The sequence below is a fragment of the uncultured Nostoc sp. genome (assembly GCF_964245445.1).
Taxonomy (GTDB): domain Bacteria; phylum Cyanobacteriota; class Cyanobacteriia; order Cyanobacteriales; family Nostocaceae; genus Nostoc.
Genome location: NZ_CAXTNE010000263.1, coordinates 1 through 11,090 on the forward strand (window position 1 = coordinate 1; position 11,090 = coordinate 11,090).

The 11,090-nt window shown below is 39.6% G+C and carries 10 protein-coding genes and 1 pseudogene; 6 read left to right on the top strand and 5 right to left on the bottom strand.

Features of this window, described 5'->3' with window-relative positions; genetic code table 11:
- Positions 1-17 precede the first annotated feature (17 nt).
- Both ACFE90_RS30530 and ACFE90_RS30535 read left to right on the top strand, forming a co-directional pair.
- On the top strand, positions 18-557 hold the full coding sequence (locus ACFE90_RS30530; RefSeq protein WP_375506103.1) for a DUF721 domain-containing protein: 540 nt from the start codon (positions 18-20) through the stop codon (positions 555-557).
- Between the two features lie 375 nt (positions 558-932).
- A complete protein-coding gene (locus ACFE90_RS30535) occupies positions 933-1,244 on the top strand; it encodes a hypothetical protein (protein WP_375506094.1) in 312 nt (103 codons plus the stop codon).
- Positions 1,245-1,368: 124 nt separating this feature from the next.
- Here ACFE90_RS30535 and menB read toward each other — a convergent pair whose 3' ends face one another.
- Entirely contained in the window at positions 1,369-2,202 is an 834-nt protein-coding gene (gene menB, locus ACFE90_RS30540; RefSeq protein WP_375506095.1) for a 1,4-dihydroxy-2-naphthoyl-CoA synthase, read from the bottom strand.
- A gap of 141 nt (positions 2,203-2,343) precedes the next feature.
- Here menB and ACFE90_RS30545 point away from each other — a divergent pair.
- Positions 2,344-2,767, top strand: a pseudogene (locus ACFE90_RS30545) (Rpn family recombination-promoting nuclease/putative transposase); the annotation flags it as partial.
- A 337-nt stretch (positions 2,768-3,104) separates the two neighbouring features.
- Here the strand turns inward: ACFE90_RS30545 and menD are convergent.
- Positions 3,105-4,874, bottom strand: a complete 1,770-nt coding sequence (gene menD / locus ACFE90_RS30550; RefSeq protein ID WP_375506096.1) for a 2-succinyl-5-enolpyruvyl-6-hydroxy-3-cyclohexene-1-carboxylic-acid synthase — start codon at positions 4,872-4,874, stop codon at positions 3,105-3,107.
- A gap of 176 nt (positions 4,875-5,050) precedes the next feature.
- Between menD and folB the strand changes: the two genes are divergently transcribed.
- The 3 genes from folB (at position 5,051) to ACFE90_RS30565 (ending at position 8,437) form a co-directional block, all read left to right on the top strand.
- Positions 5,051-5,419 (top strand): dihydroneopterin aldolase, encoded by a 369-nt coding sequence (gene folB, locus ACFE90_RS30555; RefSeq protein WP_375506097.1) that lies wholly within the window; start codon positions 5,051-5,053, stop codon positions 5,417-5,419.
- An 824-nt stretch (positions 5,420-6,243) separates the two neighbouring features.
- On the top strand, positions 6,244-7,536 hold the full coding sequence (locus ACFE90_RS30560; protein ID WP_375506098.1) for a diguanylate cyclase domain-containing protein: 1,293 nt from the start codon (positions 6,244-6,246) through the stop codon (positions 7,534-7,536).
- 700 nt (positions 7,537-8,236) lie between these two features.
- Positions 8,237-8,437 carry a replication restart DNA helicase PriA gene (locus ACFE90_RS30565; protein ID WP_375506099.1) on the top strand — a complete coding sequence of 67 codons (201 nt, stop codon included), beginning with the start codon at positions 8,237-8,239 and terminating at the stop codon, positions 8,435-8,437.
- A 56-nt stretch (positions 8,438-8,493) separates the two neighbouring features.
- Here the strand turns inward: ACFE90_RS30565 and ACFE90_RS30570 are convergent, their stop codons facing one another.
- The 3 genes from ACFE90_RS30570 to ACFE90_RS30580 all read right to left on the bottom strand — a co-directional run bounded on the left by ACFE90_RS30570 (position 8,494) and on the right by ACFE90_RS30580 (position 11,020).
- A complete protein-coding gene (locus ACFE90_RS30570) occupies positions 8,494-8,964 on the bottom strand; it encodes a hypothetical protein (RefSeq protein ID WP_375506100.1) in 471 nt (156 codons plus the stop codon).
- Positions 8,965-9,493: 529 nt separating this feature from the next.
- Positions 9,494-10,588: a 23S rRNA (adenine(2503)-C(2))-methyltransferase RlmN gene (gene rlmN / locus ACFE90_RS30575; protein ID WP_375506101.1), complete on the bottom strand. Its 1,095-nt coding sequence runs from the start codon at positions 10,586-10,588 to the stop codon at positions 9,494-9,496.
- Positions 10,589-10,666: 78 nt separating this feature from the next.
- Entirely contained in the window at positions 10,667-11,020 is a 354-nt protein-coding gene (locus ACFE90_RS30580) for a phenylpyruvate tautomerase MIF-related protein (RefSeq protein ID WP_375506102.1), read from the bottom strand.
- Between the last annotated feature and the right edge of the window lie 70 nt (positions 11,021-11,090).

An 11,090-nucleotide genomic window follows, 5' to 3' on the forward strand; every position in this document is an offset into this window, starting at 1 on the left:
ACTCCCCACTTTGAATGATGTCGTTGAAATCAATTAATGATATTTTGGGCGTTCTAGAAAAGCAGGCTAAATGGCAAGAGCAGCCATTTCAACGCTTGCTCAAGTTTTGGCCAGAAGTTGTTGGCCCAGTGGTTGCCGCAAATACTCGACCATTGTCGATTCAGCGCGATGTTTTGTCGGTAGCAACTTCTAGTGCTGCTTGGGCGCAAAACTTGACTTTTGGCCGCTCGTCTCTGCTTTTAAAGTTGAATAAAAACCTGTCAACACCTTTGGTTGATATTCGCTTCTCTACTGCTAACTGGCAGAATCCATCGGTGGAGAGAAAACAGCAACAAACGGTTTCGCCCCATGAGCATCCCAGTTATCTTGGTGATGAGATTAGCCGCCCTGATGTAACACCCATTAAGGATGTAAATGCTGCTTTTGGGCATTGGACGAAGATCATGCGATCGCGATCGCATGGCTTACCTCTTTGTCCCCAGTGTCAATCTCCCACCCCACCCGGCGAACTCCAGCGCTGGGAAGTCTGTTCTGTCTGTGCTGCTAAACAGTTTTAAATTGAAGTTTTAATTCTTTAGAAAAAATATATTTTACTGCTAAAATGTGTCTAATGTGGTATACAAAGCAGACTATTTCTCTGAAATTATATACCTTTAGCTATCCTTAAGGAGGAAGTTAAAAGGCTAGATAAATCAAAAGCTTGAGTTTTAGTCTTGATCCCTAATAAGTTTTAGCCAAAATCCATAGGCAATCACTCTAAGCATTATTGAAAAATATAACAAGAATATAAAAATATCATAAAGTTTATTTTTTCGTTGGGATCGCTGAAACCTATAGAAAATAATGGCTTTTTGGCTTTTCTCAGTCTTTATATATAGAAGCAAAATATAAGGATGAAATTCAGCCGAAAACGGCACTAAAGATGAATCCAAATGAAACCCATTAAATTTTTAGCATCTGCCTGTAAATATTGCCGTCATTACCAGCCAGAGGGTCGCCGTGGCGGAACGTGTCAGCAATTGGGAGCGCCAGTTCAAGCAACTTGGAAGGCTTGCTCTTTGGCGCTTCCACCTTTTGCACCTTCTTGGGAAACCTTGGAAGATGCTTGGAGTTTGCCAGATGTAGCCCCAGTTTTAACATCTTCTCATTCCTTTGTCTCAGATTTAGACAATGCTGTTGCCCCTGTAGAGGAAATAGCTGCCTCTATATCTGAACAGCTAAAGACTAAAGTAGTCGTTATTTAGTCATCCATTATTACTGAACTAATTTTGTAGTTAACTTATAAGATTTTTTTTTAAGATTTTTAGTGCTGTAAACGTTGATATCTATAAAAATCGCACCCTTTACCAAGGTGCGATTTTTGCAGTTTTAAGGTAACCAAGGAAAAGAGCGAAAATCTGGTGGACGCTTTTCAAGAAACGCTTGTTTGCCCTCAGACCCTTCTTCTGTCATGTAGTAAAGTAGGGTGGCATTACCAGCAAGTTCTTGTAAACCAGCTTGTCCATCACAATCAGCGTTGAACGCAGCTTTGAGACACCGAATTGCGATCGGACTTTTTTCTAAAATCTCTTGCGCCCATTGAATACCTTCAGCTTCTAGTTGTTCGACTGGGACGACACAATTAATTAAGCCCATTTCTAGGGCTTGTTGTGCATCATATTGACGGCAGAGAAACCAAATTTCTCTAGCTTTTTTTTGCCCCACAACGCGGGCGAGATAGCTAGCTCCAAAACCACCGTCGAAACTGCCGACTTTAGGGCCAGTCTGTCCGAAAATAGCGTTATCGGCGGCAATGGTAAGGTCGCAGATTAAGTGTAGGACATGTCCACCACCGATCGCATATCCAGCCACTAAAGCAATCACCACTTTCGGCATGGAACGAATCAGGCGTTGTAAGTCCAGCACATTCAAGCGAGGAATGCCAGTATCGTCTACATAACCCGCATGTCCCCGCACACTTTGATCGCCACCAGAACAGAAGGCATATTTACCATCGGTATGTGGGCCATAGCCAGTAAATAGGACGACACCAATACTAGTATCTTCACGAGCATTAGAGAAAGCGTCGTACAGTTCAAAGACTGTTTCAGGACGGAAAGCATTGCGCTTATGGGGACGGTTGATGGTGATTTTCGCAATGCCATCAGTTTTTTGATACAAAATATCTTCGTAGGTTTTGGCAGTTTGCCAGTTAATTTGCATTGGTATGGAGTGCGCTGTTGTGCTTGAGAATTTTATCGCGGACGTAGGGACATGCGATACCTGCGGTGGGCTACGCCTACGCTAAAATTGTTGTCTCAAGCCTTTACAATCTGGTAATTGTCTGGGTGTTGAGGAATAAAAATGCGACGTAACACCATTTTCTACAAACTATTTAAGCAATTTCCCGGTTTGCTATTTGAATTAGTAGATGAACCACCCCCAGAAGCCCAAAACTACCAGTTTGAATCGGTTGAGGTGAAAGAAACGGCGTTTCGGATTGATGGAGTGTTTTTACCTCCCGCTAATGCAGTTTCCAAAACCGTCTTTTTTGCTGAAGTCCAGTTTCAGAAGGACGAAGACCTGTATCACCGCTTCTTTAGTGAGTTGTATTTTGCTTCTCTACCGTAACTCGATTCGTTACGATGACTAGTTTGGGGTCATAATTTTTGTTTCTCGCAGTCTGGAACCTTCTTACTGTTCGATTCACCGCGCTTTGTTGTCAAGTGGTCAAATCAAGCGGGTTTATCTGGATGAGTTGGGGGATTTGCGACAACAACCTTTGGGACAGGTTAACATCTATAATGAAGAGAAACTATAGGTATTAATTATGGCTTCTATTACTCTCGTTTTTTCTGATGAAAGTGAAATTATAGCTGGCTCACCCGCTTATTCAACTAACTATACTTTTAGACCTGGTGATAAATGTAAGGTTAAATAATCTGAATTTCAACAATATAGTATTGGTGAATTTGTTGGCATTCGTTGTTCAAATAGTACAACTTATGTAAGGTTTAATGATGTAGATAAAGAAGTTTATTTTACGGATATTATTCCTATCAACTATTGACATTGCATAAATTGTGGATAAAAGATAAATTACATGAATTTGCTCACGTTTTTATTCAGTAACATTTAATATCCGTATCTGCGGCAAGCTTCCCCAAATTATTCTTGCGCCATTTTGCATCGGCCTTGCGATTTGTCCGCACCTCCAAAACCCGAATTCCCTTAGTTGGAAGTGGGTTTAATTTTTGCTGCAACTGTTCCCAAGAAATAATTAATTCATGCTCAACATTATAGGTGGCGCATAACTGAGCAAAATCAATATCCTGGGGAGTAGCAAAAAACTCTTCAAATGGTGGCTCAAATTTAGCAATGGGTAACATTTCAAAAATCCCACCGCCATTGTTATTGATTAACACAATCGTGAGATGTCCGACAAACTTATTGCGGATTAAAAAACCATTGGTATCATGTAACAGCGCTAAATCTCCCGTTAACATCACACTACTTTGCTGACGATAGGCGATTCCTAAAGCTGTGGATAATGTGCCATCTATGCCATTTGCACCCCGGTTAAAGTGCGATCGCACTCCTAAATTATTCGGTTTCCAGAAATATTCCACATCCCGCACAGGCATACTATTGGCAATAAACAAAGGCGTTCCTGGCGGTAAAATCTGAGAAATTAACCAAGCTGCTTTACTCTCAATGATTTCATCTATTTTCCCCATCGTCTGGTCAACAACTAACCTGACTTTAGCTTCCGCATCACACCATTGCTTTCCATAGTCTGAGGATAAAGATAAATTTCTCTCCTCTACTTTTATGTCTTCTACAGATATCCGTAAATGCGTCGTTCTCCCGTGCAAAGGGTCGAGGTTTTGGTCACTAGGATCAATTACCCAACGTCGCGGTTGGGTTGCATCTATCCAGCTACGCAATTCTTTACTTGTAGGCATTTCACCCACCTGAATCACCATTTCGGGCGCTAACTGCTTTGCTAGTTGCTGATTTCGCAAAATCAGATCATAAGTGGAAATTAAATAAGGATTGAGTTCGGCGTAATTTCTCACTGGGGAGAGTCCCTCAGCTAGCACAGGCCATTTGAGAGTTTGGGAAAGGTGCGCGATCGCTCTACAATATTCCTGTGGTTGCGACGGTTGGGCAACACCTGCAATAATAATGCCGCGATCACATTCTTTCCATTCTTGGGGGATGGGGAGTAGGGAATGGGGAATGGGGAGTGGAGTATTGCTTGCTATTCCTGCGAAAAAGTCTTCTGGATGAAACTGTGATTGCAAATAACTCAAGTCAGTTCCATCAGGAACAGGTGCTAAGGGATCGCGAAAGGGAATATTCAAATGTACTGGCCCCTTTGTAGGAGTTTGCGCCCTTTCCCAGCTATGAATTACCGTTTGTCGCAGATAAGCTAGCATTCCCATATCAGCAGAGGGTAAGGCTAACTCTGTTTGCCAATTTGGGTAGTTTCCATATAATCTCAATTGATCTACAGTTTGCCCAGAGTGACAATCTCGCAGTTCTGGGGGTCTATCGGTGGTTAATAGCAACAGTGGGACGCGACTATATGAGGCTTCAATGACTGCTGAATAAAAATTTGCTCCTGCTGTACCAGAGGTGCAAACTAATACTACAGGGCGACTGGTTGCTTTAGCTTGTCCCAAAGCGAAAAAGGCGGCAGAACGTTCATCGAGAATGGAAATCGCTTCAATCTTAGGTGCTTGTTGAGCAAAGGCGATCGCTAAGGGTGTAGAGCGTGATCCCGGACAAATAATAGCACAAGTCAATCCCAACCGCTTTAGCGTCTCTGTTAAAATATAAGCCCAAAGTTGATTAACATTTTTATAAGCGATCGGCATTAAATCAAACATAGCTATAAAACAATCTTAAATTTTAGATTTTCTCTAGGGATCAATTTAAAATCCATCTGGGATTTGACAAATGCAAAGATGGAACCCAACACCGCCACGCGAGTTTGTGGTAAGGAAAATCTCCAAGCAAACTTGCTCAACTTTCTACAAAATGCACAATTTGCTCTCAAACATTTATGGACTGCATTCATTTAACGGGAATTCGCTGCTATGGCTACACTGGGTATCTACCAGAAGAACAGGTGCTAGGACAATGGTTTGAGGTGGATGTGAGGTTATGGTTGGATATCTCCACAGCGGCCAAGACTGACGCGATCGAAGACACTTTAGATTATCGCAGCGTCATTAGCTTGATACAACATCTGGTCAAAACGTCTAAGTTTGCTTTAGTGGAGAAATTGGTAGCAACGATTGCAGATTCTATTCTCCGAGAATGCGATCGTGTAACACAAGTTCAAGTCACTCTCAGCAAACCTGCCGCACCTATTCCAGACTTTGGTGGCAAAATTAGCATTGAAGTGACTAAAAGTAAGTCCAATCTCTAAAGCTCAAAAGGTATTCTTTTCTCAATATCTATTCTTGATGACTAAATACACTCAAAAATCTTTAGTCTACTTTAGTAGACTTTAGCTATCAGCCTGGAACTTTAGTTCCAGGCGGGTGAGGAAGCCTACAGTTAACCTATGTTTAAATTGACACCAATGCAAAGATGTGTGTCCCTACGAGTATATACGTTCATCTATGGTTAATTATTTTTTTCTGTACCCTATCTGTACGGAAACTGCTATCAATGGTTTTAAATAATACTATTTCACTTACCATTTAAAATTTAAGACAGTTTCAGACGGTAATTTAGACGCCGACTGAGATAAAATCTATTTGCAGACAAAGCGGTATTAAAGTTTTTAATTCCAGACAATGATTAATTTTTAGTAATATTATTGTGAGTGACTACTATTATATTAATAATAACACATTAGATTATTTTCACTTACATAAAAGTACTATGTTGTTATTTGATGATTTTTTTGTCTTGATTAATTTATACATAAATACTATAGTATTTATTTTATTCGGAAAAATTATTACATAATTTATGAAAATTGCTTTTTGATTCCCAGTAATTACATAAGGATTTATGTGTAATGTTAATAGCTTGACATTAGCTTGATGAAATAATCAGAATTAGCTTTGACAAATACAGAAATTATTGGAGCTTAATAAAATGATGTTATTTGATCGTGACTCAGTATTTATATCAAGCAAGACGATAGAATAGCTAAAGATTGTTTATGATAAAATAATGAGATTTTACATGAGTTGATACTCACAGCAAAAATCTTAACCTTAGCAAACAGGTTATTGTAACATGTTCGCCCGCAAAATCCTAGTTATTGAGGATGAGAAAATTCTAGCCTCAAATATTAGAAATAGTTTACAAAAATTAGGTTATTCAGTTTCAGAAATAGCTAAGTCTGGTAAAGAGGCAATAAAAAAGGTAGCAGAAACTCATCCACATTTAGTACTAATTGATATCCGCCTAGCTGGGGAAATTGATGGTGTAAACGTAGCAGATATTATCCAGAATCATTTTCATATCCCTATAATATATTTAACAGAGAGTTCAGAATATAAAAAATTACAAAAAAACCAGCTAAGTGAGCCTTTTAGTTACATAGTTAAACCCTTTCTTGAAAGTGATTTACATTTAGCGATTGAAATGGCTCTGTACAAACATCAGAGCAAAAAAATATTATACGAAGAAAAACAGAGGCTGGTGGCAATTATCAACAGTATGGGCTGTGCAGTGATTGTGACTTATGCTAATGGTTGTATTCAAATGATGAATACCAAGGCAGAACAAATCACTGGCTGGAAGCAAAGTGAAGCATTTGGGAAAGATTTAGTAGAAGTAGTTAGCTTAGTTGACAAAGATGTAGGAGAAATAATTGAAAATTTAGCTAGATACGTAATCGAATCAGGCGAAATTTTCAATTTACCAGAAAACTGTACATTGATTACCAAAGATGGCAAAGAAATAACGATTGGGGATAATGTTGCACCTATCCGTGAGCAAAATGGCAATATTACTGGCGCAGTTTTTGTTTTTCAAGACATCAGCAAACGTAAACAGACAGAGGCGCAACTGATCCGCAATGCCTTTTATGATGGGCTTACAGAATTACCAAATCGGGTTTTATTTTTAGATCGGCTCAGACAAACAATTGAACGTAGCAAACGCAGAAACGATTATTATTTTGCAGTTTTATTTTTAGATTTAGATGGCTTCAAGGAGATTAACGATCGCTTTGGGCATGGAATAGGGGATGATTTTTTAGTAGCGATCGCTAGACGTTTAGAGTCGTGCTTACGGGGTGGTGATACTGTAGCACGATTTGGTGGTGATGAGTTTACATTACTTTTAGAGGATATTAAAGATATTACCGACGCTACCAATGTTGCTAAACGGATTCAAGACTCCTTACGATTGCCACTTAACCTGAATGGATATCAATTATCTACTACAGCTAGCATTGGTATTACTTGGAATTTTAGTCATTATGAGGAGCCAGCAACTCTGCTGCAAGATGCTGATATTGCTATGTACCGAGCTAAAAGGCAGGGAAAAGCTACTTATGCCATATTTAACCCAAGTGGCTAGTTATATCTTGCAAGTTAATAACCCACAACTTGGGTTAGTGCTTAGTAACGGTTCACCATACTTATAAACACTCATTGCTAACCTGTTACTAAAAATCTTCTTGCACAGTCAAAACCTGAGCGACAATTTCATCCCTAGTAATCCTGGAAGAACCTCTTCCCCAACCCTACAAGAGTTGGGGTGTTAAGTCTTGATTACTGAATCGATAGCGCAGAAATCACACGCCAAGAGAATTTTGAGCGGATTTTGAAGTTCTACTGCGAACGAAAAAAGTCGTTGCTTTAGAAGTTTACTAGTTTTAATCTTGCCAGCAAATATTAACTAAATCTTAAGATAGATATTTTGTTACTAAATATACAGTATTTTTCGGTATTTAATTTTTGAATACAAGAACGGCTTTTTTTGTATTTCTCTGAAATGCCTGTAAATAAGTCTCTCTCAAGGCATTCGTCATAGGGATCAGTAAATCTCTAAGCAGTATTTAATTAAAAAACAATTTATGTATCTAAAGTGGGAGGGTAAAATCACCTAAATATTAGGATAATATACAAAGATATCGTAAATCCTTCAAATCTGAAATTTTGTTTAAAATAATCAGCCAATATTAAGACAGTTTGTTAAGTTGGGTCAAATCAAAAATTTCGCTAGTTTCACTGGCAGTTTTCTCAAATAAAAAATAGTTACAACCAGGGGTTTTAAAATGCAGACAGTACAAAAAATTTACTGCCCAAATTGCGGCTGCCAAGCTGAACGCTATTACATTTATGATAGTCAATTAACTCGAACACAATGCTCTAGTTGTGACTATTTGATGATTAGTTGCACTCGCACTGGTAAAGTAATTGAGGCTTACGCCCCAGGTATTTATGCACAGCGCCAGTCATTAAAAATTAAAAATTAGAGAATATATTCTCTAATTTTTAATAATAAAGTTACTTATCAACAAATTTGAACATTTCACAGGTTGTTCTTCTGTTGTCGGAGTTGTTGCTGTCGTATCTGTTCTTGTAATCTGAATTGTTGCTGTTGTCTAATTTGTTGATCTTGTCTGAGTTGTTGCTGTTGTATTCTTAGTTGTTGCTGTTGTGTAAAGTCTTGCCATTGTTGTCTAAATTGTTGTTGTTGTAGTCTCAGTTGTTGCTGGCGTATCAGTTCTTGCCGTTGTTGTGTAAATTGTTGCTGTTGTAGTCTCTGTTGTTGTTGTAGTTGTGGTTGCTGAAACTGTTGCCGAAGTAATGTTTCGTTAAATTGCTCTTGTGTTTGCTGAGTTTGCTGCTCTTGTTGTTGTCTGATTCTTTCTTGAAAAGACTCAGGTTGCTGAGGATTTGTCTGAATTATTTGTGCATAGGCAGCAGAATTAATTGATAAAGCTTTTGCAAGCACAATCAATAGTAGCCATGCTTTAACCATTAATAAACGATTCAACATGCAGTTATTTCCTCAATTGTTACAGGTTGGGTTTAGCGATCGCTAAACCCTTAAAATGTCAACATTATTTATAATTGCCCTATAGGTACAGAACCCCACCCCAACCGCCTCCCCGTTCTTCGAGAAAAGGCTATGATGTCCCTCACTTGATTAAGAAAAGCTATAAATGCAGGGGCTTGAAATAGCTAACTAAAGCGAATGCTTGATTCACCGTTAGGGCTTGCGCGATGCCTTTGGTGGGTTACACTAACACACTTGTATTTTTTAGCCCATAACGTTCTCTAAATATTCAGTGCATTATCTTGATTTGGCATAAAAATATCCTTTTTTAGATATTCATCTTAATTAAATTATACATTCACATTTTTAGATGAGTTGCCGGATTTCCGTAATCCATGTATCTCCGGCGAGTAGGTTTAAAAAGAGATTTCAGGCGGTTTTACACCATAAATAAACAGAGATAATTCTCAGGATACATCTGCGTTTATCTGCGGTTCTATATTTATTCATAAAATTGACTGCAAGAGGTTTAATTCTTACTTGCTCTGAGTTGTCCACAAGCAGCATCAGCCTCTAAACCACGGGAATAACGCACACTAACGGCAGTATTTTGTTGCTTAAGGACGTTGACAAATGCTTGAATGCGATCGCGGTTGGGGCGTTTGTAGTCTACTTCTTGGATAGGATTATAAGGAATCAAATTCACATGACTTTGGAATCCTCGCAGACGCTTTGACAGTTCCAATGCATGTTCTGGCAAATCGTTGACACCAGCGAGGAGAACATATTCAAAGGTAACGCGGCGTCCAGTAATTTCCACATATTCCCGACATTCAGCTAGCAAATCTTCTAGAGGATAGGCGCGGGCGCTGGGGATGAGTTTTTCCCGCAGTGCTTGGTTGGGTGCGTGGAGACTAACAGCAAGCGTGATTTGCAAATTGTTTTGCGCGAACTGACGGATGCGATCGCGAATACCAACTGTAGAAACTGTAAGCGATCGCTGCCCAATACCGACATCTTGATTCAGGGATTTCAGCGCCGCTAGGACATTTTCAGTATTCAACAACGGTTCACCTAGCCCCATAAACACTACATTGCTAACCCGTTGCTGAAAATCTTCTTGCACAGTTAACACCTGATCAACAATTTCATGCCGTGCTAGGTTACGCTTGTAGCCTCCTTTTCCAGTAGCGCAGAAATCACACCCCATTGGGCAACCCACCTGAGTAGAGACGCAAACTGTCAAACGGGATTTTGCGCCATCTCCCGCTTCTGCAAAAGTGGGGATGCCAACAGTTTCAATAATTTGATCGTCTGCTAATCGTAAAAGAAATTTGACTGTGCTATCGGGAGCCACAGAGCGGTAATGTAAAGTTGAGCGCCCAATGGGGATTTCTGCTACTTCCTTCCGCCATTGCTTGGAGAAGACAGAAATATCAGCTAGCGATCGCACTCCCTTGTCATAGATCCATTCATGCAGCTGCTTTCCTCTATAAGCAGGTTGTCCCTGTTGCTGCACCCAATTGCTTAACTCCGCAAGAGAAGCACCGAGAAGGGGAGGAATTAATTCTGATTTTATTGGGTTGTGTAACTCAACTTGAGATACAAGAGGCGTAGCAGACATAAAAAGTCAAGAGTTGATGTAGGATCTCTATCCTACACCTGCCAGATTAACTTAGTCTTGACCCAAGAAGACGGGAAATTACCCAAAGGTTGTGCCGTTCCAGCCCCACATCGCACCTTTAGCGTCTGCAAACTCTATATAAATTCGATTTTTCGGCACACCTAGAGTTTGGTTAATTTGCTGGCAAAATTCCTGACTCATTGCTGCGGTTTGGTCTGGTTTCATTGTGCCAACACTCTTAATTTCAATATAGCAAACCGGGTCTGTATTCCCTGCAAAGGTCATGGGGATTTCTGGCTCAAAAGCAGTCATTACATAAGATTCTGGTTTTCCCAAATGTTTTGCTAACTTGGCTGATAAGTTTAAAAGCATTGATTCAATTTCAGCTTTTTCAGGAGCAGTTGCAGAAGTTTGCACTTTAATTAATGGCATAATACCGAATTGGGATTTGGGATTTTATTCACATTGTTAAGTTTATCGTTAGGTAGGGCAGGGGCAGGGG